Raw genomic sequence first — 20360 nt, 5'->3', positions numbered from 1 at the left:
ATGACGGGAGAGAAACCAAAACTTATTGTCATTATTGGACCAACTGCGGTTGGTAAAACAAAATTGAGCATTGAACTTGCCAAACAGTTAGACGGAGAAATTATTTCAGGTGATTCGATGCAAATTTATAAAGGGATGGATATCGGAACAGCGAAGGTGTCTGAAGAAGAGATGCAGGGTATTCCCCATTACCTGATCGATATTAAGGAGCCAGATGAATCGTTTTCTGTGGCAGAATTTCAAGAAATTGTAAGAAAACGAATCGAGGATATTCACGCTAGAGGAAAAATGCCGATGATTGTTGGAGGGACGGGTCTTTATATTCAATCCGTTATTTATGATTATCAGTTCACAGAAACGCCTAGTGATGAAAAAGTTCGTGAACGAATGGAAGTATTCATTAAAGCTCATGGCATTGATCCCCTGTATGAAAAGCTAAAAGAGATTGACCCGGAGAGTGCAGCTGCTATCCATAAAAATAACCATCGCCGTGTAATCAGAGCGCTTGAAGTTTATGAAGTAACCGGTAAAAAATTCAGTGACTATACAAAAGAACAGTCGCAGGAGTTATTATATGACGTAAGCATTATTGGACTTACAATGGATAGAGACGTATTATATGAGAGAATTAATCACCGAGTCGATATGATGATGCAGGCTGGACTGCTTGAGGAAGTCAAATCATTGTACGAAAGTGGTCTGCATGATGTACAATCAATTCAAGCTATCGGCTACAAAGAGCTTTATGCTTATTTTGAGGGACGCTGTACGCTCGAAGAAGCCGTTGAACAGTTGAAACAAAATTCACGCAGATATGCAAAGCGTCAGTTAACGTGGTTTCGAAATAAAATGCCTGTAAAATGGATAGAGATGGAAGTTGACAAATTTCCCGAAAAGTTTGCTGAAATTTTTACATATATTGCAGGAAAGCTGAAGAAAGAAGCGAATTAAGTAAACAGATAGAGAAACGAGGAGGCCGAATAATGAAACAATCAGTTAATATTCAAGATCAATTTTTAAATCAATTACGTAAAGAAAATATCTATGTGACGGTATTTCTTTTAAATGGTTTTCAATTAAGAGGACTAATTAAAGGATTTGATAATTTTACTGTGTTAATTGAATCTGAAGGAAAACAGCAGCTGATTTATAAACATGCTATTTCGACATTTGTACCAAATAAAAATATTACAGTAGAACTTGAATAGAGATTAAAGAGAAGCATCCGCATTTTCGGATGCTTTTTTTATGCAAATAAAGGCTTAGAAAAGTTTCTTAACATTGTTTTTACTCATTGAACATAAACCTTATAATAGACGATTATTTCTTCGGTAATAAGAGATCATTGTCTTCGTATCGTTCATCGCATGCAGCTATGCGATACAGAGAAGTGGGATGAAACGAGAGGTGAACATGGTGGAACAGCCGATAACTCTTAAAAATAATGGGCAAATTAATATCATTTTAAATAATGAAACAAAAAAGGAAAAGTCGTATACGACATCAATTCCGCGTCCTGCCAAAAAAGCTGTGATAAATCATGAGCCGCTTCGGGAAATTGAACGAGAAATGAGCGGACTGGTTGGAATGGAAGAATTGAAAAAAATGATAAAAGAAATATATGCGTGGCTATATATTAACAAAAAAAGAGAGGAACAGGGCTTAAAAGCGGGAAAGCAGGCGCTGCATATGATGTTTAAAGGAAATCCAGGAACAGGGAAAACGACGGTAGCCCGCCTGCTAGGTAAATTATTTTTGAATATGAATATCTTGTCTAAAGGACATTTAATTGAAGCAGAGCGGGCAGATTTAGTTGGAGAATACATCGGTCATACCGCTCAGAAAACGAGAGATCTTGTAAAAAAAGCGCTTGGAGGTATTTTATTTATCGATGAGGCTTATTCTCTTGCAAGAGGAGGAGAAAAAGATTTTGGAAAAGAAGCGATTGATACATTGGTTAAACATATGGAAGATTCAAATGATAAGTTTGTATTGATTTTAGCTGGTTATCCAAGAGAAATGGAAAATTTCTTAAGTCTTAATCCAGGGCTGCGCTCTAGGTTTCCGTTTATTTTTGATTTTCCGGATTATGATGTCAATGAACTGATGGACATTGCGGGTCACATGATGAATGACAGGCAGTATCAGTTTAGTACAGAGGCCTATAAAAAGCTAAAAGATCATTTCATGGACGTGAAGTACAATCAGGCGCCTAGGGATTTTAGTAACGGTAGATATGTGCGAAACATTATCGAACGTTCCATACGCACTCAATCCATGAGGCTTTTAGAAGAAGAAAGCTTTGAGCGCAATGAGCTTTTAACTTTAACGTCAAGCGATATTCAGCTGTGAAAAAAAGCCTTTCGTCATGAAAGGCTTTTTTCTACATATTTGGTTGTCGAATAGTTTTAATCGGCAGGCGCCATTTGTAAATATATGAACACATCCGAAGACCTACAAGTAAGATAAATAACGTATAAAGTTCTACAGGCGTATTTGTAATATGCAGCCCTACGCTAAATCCTGCGATAATCGCCCATACGGCATAAATTTCATCTTTAAGAACAGTAGGCTTTCGGCGTGCTAATAAATCTCGGATAATCCCCCCGCCGCTTCCTGTTAAGACCGCAGCTACAATAACCGCGCTAAGCGGATGGTTCATATGAGTGGCATAAAGCGCTCCTTGAATCGCGAATGCTGCGAGGCCAATGGCGTCTGAAAAGTTTCCCCATCGCTTCCAATGTTTTAAGATATTGTTTGGAAATAAAAAAGTGGCAGTGATAGATAATAAAGCAATCTGAAAAAAGAGTCCTTGTTCCCAAAGGGCAGACACCGGTACACCGATAAGCAGGTTTCGAATGGCTCCTCCGCCAAAAGCCGTTACGATTCCCAGTATGTAAACGCCTAAAATATCATACTCCTCTTCCATGGCAATAAAAGCTCCGCTGATTGCAAAAGCAATCGTTCCAATAATGCTAAGTACGTCCCAAGTCATGATGCTATCCCCTTTATTCTGTTTTCACCAAGTAGCGACTATTATTTTAAAATCAGGCAGCCTGATTCAAATTTCGATAAGTAAACCAATTCAAATTGTATACAGAATTTCGTGATATTTCAATGTTTTTTTACTCATCATTTTATAGATTTTAAAAAGGGTGTTAAACTAGTAAAAGACAATGTATTCTGTCTCTTTTGCAAAGATGGAGAAATGGACATTTTTTTGATATGATATGAATGATTTGTCAATTTAATAGTAAGGGAAGGAAAAATCTTTGACAGCAGAAATGAATACTGAACTTGAACGCGTAATTTTAGTCGGATGTCAGCTTCATGACGATGACGAACGTTTTGAATATTCAATGGATGAGCTAGCATCTTTAACTGAGACTGCAAAAGGCGAAGTGCTGGTAAGGTTAACGCAAAAGCGCGATCGCATTCATCCAGCTACTTATATTGGAAAAGGGAAAGTAGAAGAACTTGTGGCTCTTGAAGAAGAGTTAGAGCCCGATTTAATTGTATTTAATGATGAATTGTCACCGAGTCAAATCCGCAATTTGTCAGCAGGGTTATCTGCGCGTGTTATTGACCGCACGCAGCTGATTTTGGATATCTTCGCACAGCGTGCTCAAACGCGAGAAGGAAAAATGCAGGTGGAACTGGCTCAATTAAATTATCTGCTGCCTAGGTTAGTAGGACAAGGTACCGCTTTGTCGCGTCTTGGAGGCGGAATTGGCACAAGAGGTCCTGGTGAAACGAAGCTTGAAAGTGACCGCAGACATATTCGCCGTAAAATTGATGAAATTAAGCGTCAGTTAAAGACGGTGGTAAGCCACCGCGAGCGTTATCGAGAAAGACGTAAGCGTAATCATGTCTATCAAATTGCAATTGTGGGCTATACGAACGCTGGTAAATCGACGATCTTTAACCGCTTAACAGAAGCTGGTATTTTTGAAGAAAATCAGCTGTTTGCAACTCTTGATCCAACGACAAGACAGTATACGCTTCCGTCAGGATTAACGGCTCTGTTAACGGATACGGTTGGATTTATTCAAGATCTTCCAACAACGTTAGTAGCCGCGTTCCGTTCAACGCTTGAAGAAGTAACCGAAGCTGATCTTGTTCTGCACGTGGTAGATTCATCTAATCCAGATTACAACAACCATGAAAAAACAGTGCATCGCTTACTAGAAGAGCTGAACGTAACGGACATTCCGATGCTGACAGTTTACAATAAAGAAGATATGCAGCATGAACTATTTGTCCCATCCGCTTCGACATCGTTATCAATGAGCGCTTTTAAAGCTGCTGATTTACTGAAGCTTGGGGAAAGAATTCAAGAAGAAATGAAAAAAGAAATGGCGTTTTTTCATGTGCTGCTGCCGGCTTATGAAGGAAAAATGCTCGCTGAACTCAAAACGGTCTCTATTCTTGAGTCGTTAAAATTCAATGAAGAAACTGAGAAGTATCAGTGCAAAGGGTATATTGCAAAAGAGCACCCCCTTTACAAAAAGCTACAAACGCTTGAAGAAAGTTGAGGAACAAAGAAATGATGTTTGATCAGTTAAAAAACGGGGCACGCATTCGGGAACTTGCTGCAAAAGTAGAAAAACAAATTAAGCCCGTACATGAGAAAATTGATGAGCGTATTGAAGCAAATCAATTTCGGGTGCTGCAAAGCTTTCAGCAAAATCGAGTGAGTGATTCACATTTTAATCCGACAACGGGATATGGGTATGACGATCTAGGCCGCGATACGTTGGAGAAAGTATACGCAGACGTTTTTGGGACAGAAGCTTGCCTGGTGCGTCCGCAAATTATTTCAGGTACGCACGCAATTGGCATTTCGCTGTTTGGTGTACTGCGTCCTGGAGATGAACTATTATATATAACTGGCAAGCCTTATGATACCCTTGAAGAAATCGTTGGTATACGAGGAAGCGGCGTAGGCTCTTTAAAAGAATATAATATTAGCTATAAATCAGTAGATTTAACAGCGCAAGGCCAAGTGGATTTTGAAGAAGTGAAAGCGTCTATTCATGAGCACACAAAGATGATAGGCATTCAGCGCTCAAAAGGTTACGGCATCCGTCCTTCTTTTACAGTCGCGCAAATAAAAGAAATGATTTCTTTTGTAAAGAGTATTAAGCCTGACGTTATAGTATTTGTCGATAACTGCTACGGTGAATTTGTAGAAACAATCGAGCCAACGCATGTAGGAGCAGATTTGATGGCAGGATCGCTCATTAAGAACCCTGGTGGAGGTCTTGCAAAAATCGGCGGTTACATTGCAGGACGAAAAGATCTAGTGGAAGCTTGTTCATACCGAATGACAACTCCTGGAATCGGTGCAGAAGCTGGAGCGACGCTGTATAGCTTGCAAGAAATGTATCAAGGTTTCTTTTTGGCTCCGCACGTAGTCGGCCAAGCCTTAAAAGGAGCAGTTTTCTCATCCGCTATGTTTGAAGAGCTAGGGATGCAAAGCGAGCCGAAGTGGGACAGTGAACGAACAGATTTAATCCAATCCGTTCAGTTCGATGACCGCGATAAAATGGTTGCTTTTTGTCAGGCAATTCAATTCGCTTCGCCAATTAATTCACACGTAACGGCGTATCCTGCTTATATGCCAGGCTATGAAGATGATGTGATTATGGCGGCAGGAACGTTTATACAAGGAGCAAGCCTCGAGCTGACGGCAGATGGACCTATCAGGCCTCCGTATATCGCTTACGTGCAGGGCGGGTTAACGTATGCTCACGTAAAAGTAGCAATATGCATGGCAGTAGATCAAATGCTAACGAAAGAACTTTTATAACATATAAGATAGAAAGACTATTTTCTCCCCGCTAAGAAAGAAAAGATAGGCTTATAAAAATAAACGAAGGGCTATTTATTTGTATAGAAGAAATGTTCAGAAAAATTTATGTTAGAATTACTAACATTCGGTTGACAGGTGAACTAACATAGCATACAATGTAAATAGTTAATCCAAAGGAGGAACTGAAATGAGTGACAACATTCGAAGAAATACGCCACTTTTCCCAATTGGAATTGTGATGCAGTTAACTGAGTTGTCGGCTCGCCAAATTCGCTACTATGAAGAACATGAATTAGTTGCACCAGTAAGAACAGAGGGAAATCGACGACTATTCTCATTTAACGATGTTGATAAGCTGCTTGAAATCCGTGATCTGATTGAACAAGGTGTAAACTTAGCAGGTGTAAAACAGCTGTTTCATCTTCAAAAGGAGCAAAAAGGGCATAAGCAAGAAGAAAAAGTTGTGGCAGCAACAGCAAAGCCAGAATTAACGGACGATGAATTGCGAAAAATGCTTCGTGCAGAACTTATGCAAGCAGGCCGTTTTAATCGAGCAACTTTAAATCAAGGAGATATGTCCAGGTTCTTTCATTAATAAAGTTATCAATATTTATACCGTTCGTATGTGAGTGGTATAGATTATAAATATTATATAGAGATTTAGGGGAGGATCACACGATGGCAAAGTACACAAAAGAAGATATTTTCCGCAAAGTTCAAGAAGAGAATGTAAAGTATATTCGTCTTCAGTTCACTGACATTTTAGGAACAATTAAAAACGTTGAAATTCCAGTAAGTCAACTAGAAAAAGCGTTAGACAACAAAATGATGTTTGACGGTTCTTCTATTGAAGGGTTTGTACGTATTGAAGAATCAGATATGTACCTATTCCCGGACATTGATACATTTGTTATTTTCCCTTGGACATCTGAAAAAGGTAAAGTAGCACGTTTTATTTGTGACATCTACAATGCAGATAGAACTCCGTTTGATGGCGATCCACGTAATAACTTAAAACGTGTGTTAAAAGAGATGGAAGAGTTAGGATTTACTGATTTTAACCTTGGACCTGAGCCAGAGTTCTTCTTATTCAAATTAGACGAAAAAGGCGAACCTACATTAGAATTAAATGATAAAGGTGGCTACTTCGACTTAGCGCCAACTGACCTTGGTGAAAACTGCCGTCGTGACATCGTATTAGAGCTTGAAGAAATGGGCTTTGAAATTGAAGCATCTCACCATGAGGTAGCTCCTGGACAACACGAGATTGACTTCAAATATGCTGCTGCATTAAAAGCTTGTGATGATATCCAAACGTTCAAACTTGTTGTAAAAACAATTGCACGTAAACATGGCTTACATGCTACATTTATGCCAAAACCATTATTTGGTGTGAATGGTTCAGGTATGCACTGTAACGTTTCATTATTTAAAGATGGCCAAAACGCATTTTATGATGAAAACGGTAATCTAGAGCTAAGTGATACTGCTCGTCAATTTATCGCAGGTATCATCAAGCACGCACACAGCTTTACAGCAGTAACAAATCCTACTGTAAACTCTTACAAGCGTCTAGTGCCTGGATATGAGGCTCCTTGTTATGTTGCATGGTCTGCTCGCAACCGTAGCCCATTAATCCGTATCCCAGCTTCTCGCGGCGTAGGAACTCGTGTTGAGGTACGTAGCGTAGACCCAGCTGCTAACCCATATTTAGCAATGGCTGTTCTATTAAAAGCTGGTTTAGATGGAATCAAGAATAACCTTGAAGCTCCAAAACCTATCGATCGTAATATCTATGTAATGACAAAAGAAGAGCGTGTTGAAGAAGGTATCGTAGATTTACCTGCAACATTAGCTCAAGCTTTAGATAGCTTCCAATCAAACGAAGTTATGGTTTCTGCATTAGGTGAACACTTAGCAGAACACTTCGTTGAAGCGAAAGAAATTGAATGGGATATGTTCCGTACACAAGTTCATCCTTGGGAACGTGACCAATACATGAGCCAATATTAATTCCTAAAAATCCGAGAGATCGTTTATACGTTCTCTCGGACTTTTTTATTTTTCAAAATGAATAACATTGCGCATATTAAATATCGAACTAAGCTGTTTATAAAATAAGTATGCTGCCTGTCGTACAATTTACGGGAGGCTTTTTATTGTCTTGTTATATATAGGAAAGAATTTGGTTATATGAATTAAAAAGGATAAGCTTTTTGTCTCATTGAATCTATATGTAAAAGTAGTGTATAACAGATAGAGAGATTGTTTATGTGTTCACTCTGCACTTCAGTATAACTTCAGAGAATTTTCAGCCAGTCGTAGTGTCATTAGAAAATACTGTTGGAGAGGAATGGAATGAAAATGCAAGAAGGAAATTTTTTCAAAGGTTTAGTAATAGGCATATTAATAAGCATTCCAATTTGGATTATTCTCATTATTATAGGCGTTCTGCTTTTTAAATAAGCCTGTTCTCATAATAGAATAGACAAAACTTTCCTTTTAGTGTATACTTTAAATGAAAATGATAATTATTATCATTTAATCAACGAATCAACACTCTGCATATAGCTGTCACTCCTTGAGAGCTATCCCTATTTAATATTCTGTCTACAACGCAGAATAAACCGTTGCCTTTGAGTAGCGGTTCTTTTTTTTAGTAATTTTCTACTTAGTAGGCTAGTATACGTAGCACTTTTTTCCCTCGTGCATATGTTAACAATAAGGAGGGACAAGTAATATGAAAAAAATCTATCTTGATGCAGGACATGGTGGGGCAGATGCAGGAGCAGTTGGAGCGAACGGACTATATGAAAAAAACTTAGTGTTAAAAATTCAACAATATTTAATAAGCTATTTAAATAGCATGTACAGTGATTTTACGATTAAAACCTCTCGTACCACAGATGTTTTTTTATCGTTATCTCAGCGAGCTTCTCAAGCTAATTCGTGGGGCGCAGATGCATTTATGTCTATTCACGTAAATGCCGGTGGAGGAACAGGATACGAAGATTATGTTTATAGAAGCGCTAGCAATGCCAGTAAAACGTTTCAATCGATTGTGCACGGTCAAGTACAGCCAACGCTGCTGTCGTATAATCATCCGAATCGCGGACGAAAATCAGCCAATTATGCGGTGCTTCGCTTAACAAATATGCCTGCAGTACTCACTGAAATAGCTTTTATTGATAGGAGCGCTGATGCAGCACTTCTTCAAAATGAAGCTTTTTTAAAAAGTATGGGTGAATCGTATGCTAAAGGAATTGCCGTATATTTAAATTTACCTCGGCGTGCAGTTCCAAATCCATCACCACCTCCAACATCGACACCGACACCAAATCCATCACCTTCTGAACCAGGTACAAAAACGTATACGATCAAGCAAGGAGATACGCTGTACAGTATTGCACAGAAGTACGGAATAACAGTACAAGCGCTGCAAGAAGCAAATAAAGGGCTTTCTGATCCTTTAACCCTACAGGTTGGAAAAACAATTGTTATTCCTTCAGGAACTTCACCAACACCAACACCAACACCAACACCAACACCACCTTCGGAACAATATCCACTTCCAAATGGAATTTTAAAACAAGGTGATTCTGGAGAAGCCGTGAAACAGCTTCAAAGAGCATTAAACGCGGTTAATTTTAAAGTAGGGTCTGTAGACGGAATATACGGAGTACAAACGAAAGATGCAGTCAGACGTTTTCAACTTGTGTATCTTCCTTATGATGTAGATGGCATTTATGGTCCTCAAACGAAAAGCAAGCTAGCAGCCGTTTTAAAAGCAAAAAGTTAAAGCGAGAAGGTCTTCTGTAAGCAGGCAGAAGGCCTTTTGTTTTCCTCTTAAAAGCGCCTTAAGCACTATTTTCTGGTTTACGTAAAATAATGCTTTACAAACCATTTGTACGGGAGTATATTATCTAAGAACAAAAGATAGTTATGAAAGAAACATGTTATCAATCATACTCTTTAACCGAAAATTATATTGACCTGTTATCGCTTAATTCGTCAGAAGTGGGGGACCCAAATTTGTGCATTGTCACTTGGGGTGAATCCTTTTTTTAAAAGGTAGGGCTACTCTCATAGCCCGAATCCGACAGCTAACCCCATAAGCGTTTTGGAGAGGAGGTTTAAGCTGTGTAAAAACGCTGAGAACCCTTAGTGTTTTTTTTGTGCGTTTTTTTAACATAAAAAGGTATTTTTTAGGGATAATATCACTTATTCGTGAACTTGTAACGGAGCTTAGCAATGAACAGTAAATAGTAGCTAAGCAATCATCGGAGGGAAATTACGTGAACTATTCAGTTCTCAAAAGATTATTGATTGGAAAGCCGCTCAAAACAAAAGAGTTAGGCGATCAAAAGCTTAGTAAGCTTAAAGCACTGGCTATTTTATCATCAGATGCCTTATCTTCAGTGGCTTATGGAACAGAACAAATTTTGATTGTACTTGCAACAGTCGGTGTCCTTGCGTATTGGTATTCAATTCCAATTGCAATTGGGGTATTGGTGCTGCTGACGGCTTTAATTCTTTCATACCGTCAAATTATTTATGCGTATCCGCAAGGCGGAGGAGCCTATATTGTTTCGAAAACCAATTTAGGAGAAAATCCTGGGCTTATCGCTGGGGGATCACTGTTAGTAGATTATATTTTAACAGTTGCCGTGAGTGTTTCAGCAGGAACCGATGCTTTAACTTCGGCTTTTCCAACGCTGCATCATTATAATGTAGTAATTGCGTGTTTGCTGGTGATTTTTATTACCATCTTAAATTTACGAGGTGTAACAGAATCCGCTTCTGTATTAGCTTATCCGGTTTATTTATTTGTTATTGCTCTTATTTTGTTAATAGCGGTGGGCTTCTTCAAAATAGTGACAGGTCAAGTTTCACCTGAGCTTCATACATCTCTCGGTACAGTGGTGCCAGGTATTAGTTTGTTTTTATTATTAAAAGCTTTTTCGTCAGGCTGTTCGGCATTGACTGGTGTAGAAGCTATTTCAAATGCAGTGCCTAACTTTAAAGATCCAGGTGCAAAAAATGCTGTTCATACATTAATGCTGATGGGCGGTATTTTAGCCGTTTTATTTTCCGGCATCACGTTTTTAGCTTACTGGCTTGGCATTTCTCCAAAAGCAGATGAAACGGTTGTATCACAAATTGCATCGAGTGTGTTTGGACGAAATGGATTTTATTATTTTATTCAAGGCACCACAGCTCTGATTTTAGTGCTAGCGGCGAATACAGGTTTTTCAGCTTTCCCTTTGCTTGCTGTAAACTTATCGTCTGATAAATACATGCCAAGAATGTTTCAAATTCGCGGCGATCGACTAGGCTATTCAAATGGAATTGTGACCCTTGGAATTGCTTCTATTGTCTTACTGGTAGCTTTTAAAGGAGCGACGGAGCAATTAATTCCTCTTTATGCAGTCGGGGTGTTTATTCCATTTACGCTTTCTCAAACAGGCATGATTGTCAAATGGCTTAGAGAAAAGCCGGCCGGATGGCAAGGAAAGCTAATTATTAACTTAATTGGTGCACTCATTACATTAACGGTGTTAATTATTTTGTTTACAACGAAGTTTTCACAAGTGTGGTCCGTTCTCGTTTTCTTACCGGTTATCGTTTATATTTTTCATCGCATTCATACGCATTATGAAGCGGTAGGAGAGCAGCTCCGCATTAAGCAGGGAGAAAAGATTGGAAAGCTTGAAGGAAGTGTGGTCATTGTTCCTGTAGCAGGAATGACAAAAGTAGTAGAAAATTCATTAAATTATGCAAGAACGATTGGCGATACCGTTATTGCAGTGCACGTGGCTTTTGATCGAGAAAGCGAAAAGAGAATGGAAGAGAAGTGGGAAAAGTGGCAGCCTGATATTCGTATTGTTACGTTTCATTCTCAATACCGCAGTCTTGTGCGGCCGCTGTTTCGATTCATTGATATGGCTGAGGAAAAAGCACGGGAAAATAATATGGCTATTACGGTCGTTATTCCGCAGTTCATCACGAAAAAAAGTTGGCAAAACATCCTTCACAATCAGTCCAGTCTGCTGTTAAAAGCACATTTGCTTTACCGTAAAAATGTAATTGTTACAACTGTACCGTATCGTTTTAAAAAATAATGAAACATGATTAAAAACCTCCAACTTCTATATTGGAGGTTTTTAATTTTTAATTTCACATACACTAACCATAATTGAATCTCATCAAAGGCACAAACGGAGGGATTGCATGAGTGAATTAATTAAGTTATTGCGAAAAGGAAATAAATCGGCCATGATGGCCGCTGTAGTTAATACCATTATATCCATTATTAAAGGAATTGCTTTTGCTTTAACGGGAAATGTAGCGATGTTTGCTGAAACGATGCACAGCTTAGGAGATGCAGCTAATCAGTTTTTTGTCTTTATAGGTTCGGCATTAAGTAAAAAAGCCCCGACCAAACGATTTCCAAACGGCTTCGGACGATTGGTTAATCTTGTTCTATTAGGAGCTGTTCTTGTAGTAGGAATTATGGCGTTTGAAACGATTAAAGAAGGATATCATCACATTCTCCATCCGAAGAAGTCTTCAGGCTTTATTTTAAATATTGCAGTACTTGGCATCTCGGTATTGCTTGAGATGTTTGTCCTATTTAAGGCAATGAAAGAAATTTTGCACGATGTTGGGATGGATACCGCAGAGGTCAATGTTTTTACACAAAGCTTTGTTCATTTAAGGAAAGCAAAGCCAGCAACTAAGCTGGTCTTTATGGAAGATCTGGTAGCTACTGGAGGAGGCGTATTGGCACTAATTGCGGTTTTTATTTCACGATTTACACCTTTTCACCAAGCTGAAGGAATTGCTTCTATTTTAATTGGGTTTATGATGTTTTTTGTAGTAGGACGAGTGTTTTTAGATAACGCTGCTGGAGCGCTTGGGGAAGCAGATAAAGAAATGGAAATGAAAATTGGCGCGATTGTCATGCAAGATGTACAAGTGCGTGATATTCAAACATTAATGGTGATGAAAGAAGGAGAAGAGCTTCACGTTGAATTAAAAGTAGAAATTGATCCTTCTTTAACAGTGGCAGAAGCTGATGATATTAAAGATCGGCTGGAAAATCGTATTTTACAGGAAAAAGGAGTAACGGATGTTATTATTGAATTTGATGAAGATGATGGAATTCCGGACTGGGTGCCAAGTGATTTACAGCTTCAAAAAGAATAAAAACAAGGAAGAAAACAGCTGTTTTCTTCCTTGTTTTTTTAGCTATATACTTTTTCACGTACGTTTTGGGAATCTGTTGAAGCTTTAGAGAAGTTAATGGTTTCACGTACAACGTAAATAGGTCTATTTTTACTTTCATCGTAAATTCTTGCGATATATTGTCCGACTAGACCTAAACCAAGTAGCTGAATACCGCTAAAGAAGGTGATAGCTACCATAATAGAAGTCCAGCCAGGCTGGATATTTTCACCTATTAGCCAAACAACAATGGAATAACTTAAAACTAGAAGTGATACAAAAACCGATAACAGGCCAATAACCATTACTAAACGTAAAGGTTTCGTTGAAAACCCAATAATTCCATCTGAAGCAAACTTGATCATCTTTTTTAAAGGATATTTTGTTTCACCAGCAAAGCGCTCATCGCGCTCATATTCTACATATGTTTGCCTGCAGCCAATCCAAGACATCATTCCTCGTACAAAACGATTACGTTCAGTCATTTTTTTGAATACATCCGCTACTTTTCGGTCGATAATACGAAAATCTCCCGTATCTTTCGGGATTTCAATATCGGACATATAATTTAAAAAGCGATAAAAATACTTAGCTGTGGCTAATTTAAAAAAGGTTTCTCCGCTTCGTTTCTTGCGCTTTGCATATACAATTTTATAGCCTTGCTGCAATCCCTACTAGCTTATTTATCCCATTTGTTCGTCTTTAGATTCGCTTGATTTAGTTATGTCTCAATCTCTTCTTTTTATCATGTATTCTCTGATACGAACAGCTTTTATGTTTTAAATCGATCTTTTAATAAATTCCATAGGGAACTCACTCCGAGACTAATGCTGATCAGAATTCCTGATAGGGCTACTATTAAAGCGATATATTCAAAGATAGAAAACTGCTTCATACTATCCCAATTGATGTTTCCCTTTAGTTTGCTAATAACTAAATTCATTCCATAAATACCGGAAAGAACGGTATAAATCGTTAAGATTAATAATAAGTAATTATGACGCTTGGCCGCGATTTTCTCCTGATTTTGATACAAGGTACCAAGGGTTTCTTTGACTTCTTGATAAAGAGAATTGATGTGGAAGATTTTTTTAAAGAGCTCAGAAAACTCTTGACCTTCTGTGCGAGAGCTAATTTCTAAAAATAAATATTTACCTGAAAATATGGTAATAGAGCGGATTAGTCGTTCAATGCCCTCTGAATTTTTATGAAACGTGAGCTGAGAATACTCATAAGATAGTTTTAACAACACGATTTTATAGAAAAAATGTAAAAATAAATTATAGTAATGCTGGCCAAATAGATGATTCATCAAAAGCTGATCCGTTTTAGAGTCTGTCGATTTAGAAATACACGAAAACACATGGTCTGTTATGACGTAATAGGTTTCAGGAGCCCATCTGGAATACACGTGTTTGGTATTATACGTTTTAATATACTCATGGTTGTGTGCAGAGATAAACGGCTTCCCGTCAGGCGTATAGCTATTTAGCTGCCCAGTACGAAATAAAGTTGTGCCATTAATCTCTTGCTTTTGATTTACCGTTACATAACTTAATACAAACATCCGTTCATCGATAAAATAAGGAAGGCTCCCGACGTGCTGTTCACGTGTGGCTTCTTTTTTGATGTGTTCGTTCAAAAATGGCGCGAGCTGTGAAAAAATATAATCCTGTACTTTGCTATAGCGATGATGTTCATAGGTAATGGTGGATCCATGCTCTTCAGCAAGCTTCGGTTCTAATACGCGAAAATGATTCATGAATTCTAAAATGTCATCATAGGTGTAATGATTATGACTCATCTCAGTGCGAATAGTCATGACGCCAATTTCAAAAGGACATAAAAAAACATCCACAGACAGCACGTTGCTAGACACGGTGGTGGAGGAAGTTTGTAGCGTAACGGTATGGTCTATTTTTTTTGAAAATCGAAGCAACCCTTCTTTTTCGCACGAATCAGGAAATAGAATACATTCAATGTAAGGAAGAAAATATTGATCCAAGCTATCATGAGATACGTAATACTGTTCTCCGTAGTATTCTTTTTCTAAATGTTTGTTTTGAATGGAAAAAAACTCGAACAAATTTTCTTTTAGTGCATGAACAAGCTGCTCTTTATTTTTTCGATCAAAGGAAAAAGGAAAAAGAAACATGTTCATTGCTTTGGTAGGCATAATAGTTTGAAATGGTTCTGTTTTCCTTGGTGTATTGGTCATAAACTACATCCTTCTTATGGTCGGTTGTATTTCCTTTTGAGAGCTGAGGAAATGCAGATAGAAAGTAAAAGGTAAAGCAGGCTTTATAAAAAACTCTCTACCTGCCTGCAATGATTCAACGTATCATTTATAATATGCCAATTTTTTTAGAAAACAAACGTAAAAAAACCAACTAACATCATGGTTAGTTGGTTTTACATACAGTGTGTGATTAGTGAATTGTGCGATATACACCAGTGACTTTTCCTAAAATCGTTACGTGGCGAAGAATAATAGGCGCCATCGTTGAATTTTCAGGCTGTAAACGAACGAAATTTTCTTCTTTAAAGAAACGTTTTACCGTTGCTTCGTTGTCCTCGGTCATAGCGACCACAATATCTCCATTATTAGCAGTTTGCTGCTGACGTACGATTACCATATCGCCATCTAGAATACCTGCTTCAATCATACTTTCTCCCATAATTTCAAGCATAAATACATGATCATCTGGAGAAACGAATTTATCTGGAAGAGGGAAATATTCTTCCACGTTTTCAACGGCTGTTATAGGGAGACCCGCTGTTACTTTACCGATAACAGGAACATTAATGACATTGCTTTTAGGGATGTTTACTTCGTCTAGTTGAAGAACTTCGATTGCTCTTGGTTTTGTTGGATCTCTGCGAATTAACCCTTTGCTTTCTAAACGAGCTAAATGCCCGTGTACAGTGGAGCTAGAGGCTAATCCTACCGCTTCCCCAATCTCACGAACAGAAGGCGGATAACCTTTTAATTTTACTTCGTGCTTAATAAAATCTAGTATGTCTTGTTGACGTTTTGATAGCTTCATATTTTTCACCTCGATTTTAGCTATTCTTTAGGTGAATTATACCACGTGATGTGTCAATATACAAACATAAGTTCGAAGAATTCCATTGACAGAAACAAATGTTCTCAATAAAATAAGAACATATATTCTGATAGGGGGATCATAATATGCACCAATTCTTACATTCTATGAAACATTACGCTATTTTTTTTGCAGTTATCGCTGCACTTACATATGTATTGACGCTGGTTTTAGGAGCGGATAAAGTAGATTTAGACAAATATTCAACCGTTACTATTACAAAAGGAGATACGCTTTGGGAATTGTCCAACAAGTATCATAATCACCATCATTTGACCACCAACGAATTTGTCAAATGGGTTGAAGACGTCAATGATTTAAACTCAGACACTGCCCAGTCTTTATCTCCTGGAGATAAATTATATATTCCTGTTTTAAAAAAAGAGTTACATAATCAAGTGGCAATTGAACAGTAGTGTGTAACGGCCGTTCCTGAATATTGTTAGAAGCCGAAAAGGTCGTGATAAAAGTGGACGCCATTATTTATTGCCGTGTCAGTACGGATAAAAAAGCCCAAGAAACATCTTTACAGCGCCAGCAAGAAGAGTTAAAAAAACTTGCTGATCTTCACCATCTAGACGTAAAAAAAGTCGTAATGGAAAAAGCAAGCGGATATGACGTAGACAGAGAAGGTATTTTGGATGTTCTTCATACAATGAAAGAAGAAAAAATATCCGTGCTGCTCATTCAAGACGAAACACGATTAGGCAGAGGAAATGCCCGAATCGCGCTGCTTCATGCTTTTCATAAAGAAAATGCTACGATCTATACGATTAGTCATCAAGGTCAGCTTCAGCTTTCAGAATCTGATTCGATGGTGTTAGATATTATTAGCTTAGTGGAAGAGCATCAGCGGAAATTACATAATGCTAAAATTAAAAGAGGAATGAAAAGAGCCGTAGAAAACGGTTATCGTCCGCAGCAAAATTTAAAAAATCAAGGAGTTAACTCGGGAAGAGAAAAAAAAGAAGCGCCGATTGAAGAAATTGTCCGTCTTCGTCATAACGGCTTAACCTTTGCTGAAATTTCAGTTACGCTAAAAGGTTTTGGTTATAATATTTCAAAAGCGACGGTACATCGTCGCTATCAAGAGTATCAAGAGAGTGCTCAATCTCTTGATAAAACGAAAGAGATTTAGTAAGATGACTACATGTTGCCGGAACGGTTCGGTAATTTTAATTATTGATTATAAGGAGATAGGTTTTATATGCTATCAAAAGATAAACTTGCTCGTATTAATGCTCTTTCAAAAAAAGCAAAGGCTGAAGGTCTGACAGAATCTGAAGCGAAAGAACAGCAAGAGCTACGTCAGGAATATTTAAAAGTTTTCCGACAATCTATGACAAATCACCTTCATACGATTAAAGTTGTGGACGAAGAAGGTAAAGATGTTACGCCTAAGAAGTTAAAAGAGAGTAAAAAGAAGCGTCTTCACTAAGACGTTGTAGTAAAACTAGAGGAGTGTTCCCTCTAGTTTTTTGTATATTTTTAATAAGGCGCACAAAAACTGTAAAAGTGGAAATTTTTTTGGTTCAAGTATTGTACAAATAAGCAAATCATTAGTATGATAACATATGTACATAGTTTTGAAAGGAATGAAGAGTATGACACAACGTATTGAAGATCTTTCGATTGCAACAATTCGTACTTTATCAATCGATGCGATTGAAAAAGCAAATTCAGGTCACCCAGGTATGCCAATGGGAGCTGCTCCAATGGCATATACATTGTGGACAAAATTTATGAACATCAATCCAAAGAATCCAAACTGGTTCAACCGTGACCGCTTTGTATTATCAGCAGGACACGGATCGGCACTATTATACAGCTTGCTTCATTTAGCTGGATATGACTTATCAATTGAAGACCTTAAAAACTTCCGTCAATGGGGAAGCAAAACACCAGGTCATCCAGAGTTCGGTCATACAGCAGGTGTTGATGCAACAACTGGCCCACTAGGACAAGGTATTGCAATGGCTGTTGGTAAAGCAATGGCAGAACGTCATTTAGCTGAAACATACAACAAAGAAGGTTTAGAAATCGTAGACCACTTTACGTATGGTATTTGTGGTGACGGAGACTTAATGGAAGGTGTATCTGCTGAAGCAGCTTCATTAGCGGCACACTTAAAATTAGGACGCTTAGTTGTTTTATACGATTCAAATGATATTTCTTTAGACGGAGATTTAGATCGCTCGTTCTCTGAGAACGTAGAGGATCGTTTCAAAGCTTACGGATGGCAAGTAATCCGCGTTGAAGACGGCAATGACTTGACAGCGATTGCAAACGCAATTGAAGAAGCAAAAGGCGATTTAACACGCCCAACGCTAATCGAAGTAAAAACAACAATCGGATTTGGTTCTCCAAACCACGCGGGTACTTCTGGCGTGCACGGTTCTCCATTAGGTTCCGATGAAACAAAATTAACAAAAGAAGCTTATGCATGGACATTTGAAGAAGATTTCTATGTGCCAGAAGAAGTGTATGCTCACTTCAAAGCTACAATTGCTGAAGATGGCCAAAAGAAAGAAAACGAATGGAACGATGTATTTGCACAGTATAAAGAAAAATATCCTGAACTAGGTCGTCAATTTGAACTAGCAGTAGAAGGAAAATTACCGGAAGGCTGGGAAGAAACACTTCCAGCATATGAAACGGGTTCAAGCTTAGCTAGCCGTGCTTCTTCTGGAGAAGTACTAAACGCAGTAGCACAAGCTGTACCTCAATTCTTCGGCGGTTCAGCTGACTTAGCTGGCTCAAATAAAACAATGATTAAAGGTTCAGAAGACTTCACTGCAGCTGATTACAGCGGACGTAATATCTGGTTCGGTGTACGTGAATTTGCAATGGGAGCTGCATTAAACGGTATGGCTCTACACGGCGGTGTAAAAGTATTCGGAGGAACATTCTTTGTATTCTCTGATTATCTTCGCCCAGCAATTCGCTTAGCAGCTTTAATGAAGCTTCCTGTAACATATGTATTTACACATGACAGTATCGCAGTTGGAGAAGACGGCCCAACACATGAGCCAATTGAACAATTGCCATCACTTCGTGCAATGCCGGGTCTTTCAGTGGTTCGTCCTGCAGATGCAAATGAAACAGCTGCTGCATGGCGCTTAGCATTAGAGTCAACTGACCGCCCAACGGCGCTTGTATTGACTCGTCAAAACTTGCCAACGCTTGAAGGTACAAAAGAAAATGCATACGAAGGCGTGTCTAAAGGTGCGTACGTTGTATCTAAAGCTGGTAAAGACCAAGCGGATGCATTAATACTTGCAACAGGGTCTGAAGTAAGCCTAGCAGTAGAAGCGCAAAAAGCATTAGCTGCAGAAGGCATTGACGTATCTGTCGTAAGTATGCCTGCATGGGATCGTTTCGAAGAGCAATCTGCTGAGTACAAAGAAAGTGTTATCCCTAAATCAGTGAAAAAACGTTTAGGTATTGAAATGGCTTCTACACTTGGCTGGGAACGCTATGTTGGAGACGAAGGACAAGTTCTTGGTATTAATCACTTCGGTGCATCTGCCCCTGGTGAAACAATCATGAAAGAATTTGGTTTTACAGTTGAAAATGTAGTAGCAAAAGTGAAAAGCTTGCTTAATGCATAATTCTTTTTCACAAGAAAGAGCAGACTCCTATGGTCTGCTCTTTTTTTTCGACAAAAAAACAAAGAAATTTTTTCATCGATAGACAAGCATTGCGTACACCATTCGGTATAATGGTACAAAAAAGAACGAGCCGAAAGGGAGGATGAATCGTGAGAACGTATGAAGTATATTTAATGGAGGAAGAAGTTGCATCATCCTATTTTCGAAGAGAAAAGCTCATTTATCAGCTGCTGATTGAATATAAAATGAAACGTCACTTGCAGGAGACGCACTTACAAAAACAAGTTCATTACATTACTCGCCAGCTGCCCATTTCATTTATTCAACGAGAATTGCTTCAGGCGTTTTCTCATTATCCTCATTTTTTTACTCATCAAGAGACGTTTGTGCTGGAATATCCTCATAAAAAAAGTCGAGCATCTATAAAATTAACAAATCGCTGTATAACAATTGAAGGAGATGGCAATGTTGATGCTGAGACAGCTTTTTTTGAAGTATTACGCAAGCTAGATCCTTGTTTTTTAGCAGTGAATTATGGAACGGATGAATACGGCTGGCTGAGGCCTGTGAAAACAAGAAAATTTGTGTAATTATTTAAGG

Annotated in this window: 18 protein-coding genes, 1 pseudogene and 1 riboswitch; of the genes and pseudogenes, 15 read left to right on the top strand and 4 right to left on the bottom strand. The window is 38.3% G+C overall.

Going from position 1 to position 20360, the window contains the following annotated elements:
• From miaA to spoVK, 3 genes are all read left to right on the top strand, one after another.
• A complete protein-coding gene (gene miaA, locus N178_RS01740) occupies positions 1-951 on the top strand; it encodes a tRNA (adenosine(37)-N6)-dimethylallyltransferase MiaA (protein ID WP_045290249.1) in 951 nt (316 codons plus the stop codon).
• Positions 952-983: 32 nt separating this feature from the next.
• Positions 984-1208 (top strand): RNA chaperone Hfq, encoded by a 225-nt coding sequence (gene hfq / locus N178_RS01735; RefSeq protein WP_013058791.1) that lies wholly within the window; start codon positions 984-986, stop codon positions 1206-1208.
• A gap of 187 nt (positions 1209-1395) precedes the next feature.
• Positions 1396-2352 (top strand): stage V sporulation protein K, encoded by a 957-nt coding sequence (gene spoVK / locus N178_RS01730; RefSeq protein ID WP_045290041.1) that lies wholly within the window; start codon positions 1396-1398, stop codon positions 2350-2352.
• Between the two features lie 31 nt (positions 2353-2383).
• Here the strand turns inward: spoVK and N178_RS01725 are convergent, their stop codons facing one another.
• Complete coding sequence (locus tag N178_RS01725) at positions 2384-2995, bottom strand: trimeric intracellular cation channel family protein (protein ID WP_013058789.1); 612 nt, start codon at positions 2993-2995, stop codon at positions 2384-2386.
• A gap of 277 nt (positions 2996-3272) precedes the next feature.
• On the opposite strand from N178_RS01725, the gene hflX reads away from it, so the two are divergent.
• From hflX to N178_RS01690, 7 genes are all read left to right on the top strand, one after another.
• Positions 3273-4535, top strand: coding sequence for a GTPase HflX (gene hflX / locus N178_RS01720; protein ID WP_080890127.1), 1263 nt, complete (start codon positions 3273-3275; stop codon positions 4533-4535).
• Positions 4536-4549: 14 nt separating this feature from the next.
• Positions 4550-5812 (top strand): methionine gamma-lyase family protein, encoded by a 1263-nt coding sequence (locus tag N178_RS01715; protein ID WP_045290245.1) that lies wholly within the window; start codon positions 4550-4552, stop codon positions 5810-5812.
• A 190-nt stretch (positions 5813-6002) separates the two neighbouring features.
• Positions 6003-6410, top strand: coding sequence for a MerR family transcriptional regulator (locus N178_RS01710; RefSeq protein ID WP_013058786.1), 408 nt, complete (start codon positions 6003-6005; stop codon positions 6408-6410).
• 83 nt (positions 6411-6493) lie between these two features.
• The gene (gene glnA / locus N178_RS01705; protein ID WP_013084732.1) at positions 6494-7828 is read left to right on the top strand and encodes a type I glutamate--ammonia ligase; all 1335 of its coding nucleotides are present in this window, start codon (positions 6494-6496) and stop codon (positions 7826-7828) included.
• Positions 7829-8555: 727 nt separating this feature from the next.
• A complete protein-coding gene (locus tag N178_RS01700; protein WP_045290039.1) occupies positions 8556-9614 on the top strand; it encodes an N-acetylmuramoyl-L-alanine amidase in 1059 nt (352 codons plus the stop codon).
• A gap of 191 nt (positions 9615-9805) precedes the next feature.
• Positions 9806-9948: riboswitch (cyclic di-AMP (ydaO/yuaA leader) on the top strand.
• A gap of 162 nt (positions 9949-10110) precedes the next feature.
• Entirely contained in the window at positions 10111-11937 is a 1827-nt protein-coding gene (locus N178_RS01695) for an APC family permease (RefSeq protein WP_045290036.1), read from the top strand.
• 109 nt (positions 11938-12046) lie between these two features.
• The gene (locus tag N178_RS01690; protein ID WP_045290034.1) at positions 12047-13024 is read left to right on the top strand and encodes a cation diffusion facilitator family transporter; all 978 of its coding nucleotides are present in this window, start codon (positions 12047-12049) and stop codon (positions 13022-13024) included.
• Between the two features lie 38 nt (positions 13025-13062).
• Here N178_RS01690 and N178_RS01685 read toward each other — a convergent pair.
• The 3 genes and pseudogenes from N178_RS01685 to lexA all read right to left on the bottom strand — a co-directional run.
• Positions 13063-13707: pseudogene (locus N178_RS01685) on the bottom strand (glycosyltransferase); the annotation flags it as partial.
• Positions 13708-13814: 107 nt separating this feature from the next.
• Positions 13815-15260, bottom strand: a complete 1446-nt coding sequence (locus tag N178_RS01680) for a magnesium transporter CorA family protein (RefSeq protein ID WP_045290031.1) — start codon at positions 15258-15260, stop codon at positions 13815-13817.
• 211 nt (positions 15261-15471) lie between these two features.
• Positions 15472-16089: a transcriptional repressor LexA gene (lexA, locus tag N178_RS01675; RefSeq protein ID WP_013058778.1), complete on the bottom strand. Its 618-nt coding sequence runs from the start codon at positions 16087-16089 to the stop codon at positions 15472-15474.
• 146 nt (positions 16090-16235) lie between these two features.
• Between lexA and yneA the strand changes: the two genes are divergently transcribed.
• The 5 genes from yneA (at position 16236) to sirA (ending at position 20350) form a co-directional block, all read left to right on the top strand.
• A complete protein-coding gene (gene yneA, locus N178_RS01670; protein ID WP_045290029.1) occupies positions 16236-16565 on the top strand; it encodes a cell division suppressor protein YneA in 330 nt (109 codons plus the stop codon).
• Positions 16566-16618: 53 nt separating this feature from the next.
• A complete protein-coding gene (locus tag N178_RS01665) occupies positions 16619-17287 on the top strand; it encodes a YneB family resolvase-like protein (protein ID WP_045290027.1) in 669 nt (222 codons plus the stop codon).
• Between the two features lie 69 nt (positions 17288-17356).
• On the top strand, positions 17357-17587 hold the full coding sequence (locus N178_RS01660; RefSeq protein WP_013058775.1) for a DUF896 domain-containing protein: 231 nt from the start codon (positions 17357-17359) through the stop codon (positions 17585-17587).
• Positions 17588-17753: 166 nt separating this feature from the next.
• On the top strand, positions 17754-19760 hold the full coding sequence (tkt, locus tag N178_RS01655) for a transketolase (protein ID WP_013058774.1): 2007 nt from the start codon (positions 17754-17756) through the stop codon (positions 19758-19760).
• A gap of 149 nt (positions 19761-19909) precedes the next feature.
• Positions 19910-20350: a sporulation inhibitor of replication protein SirA gene (gene sirA / locus N178_RS01650; protein ID WP_045290025.1), complete on the top strand. Its 441-nt coding sequence runs from the start codon at positions 19910-19912 to the stop codon at positions 20348-20350.
• The last annotated feature ends 10 nt before the right edge of the window (positions 20351-20360 follow it).

The organism is Priestia aryabhattai B8W22 (genome assembly GCF_000956595.1).
Classification (GTDB): Bacteria; Bacillota; Bacilli; order Bacillales; family Bacillaceae_H; genus Priestia; species Priestia aryabhattai.
The sequence above is the reverse complement of the archived record's forward strand: the minus strand, read 5'-3'. Positions and strand labels throughout refer to the sequence as shown.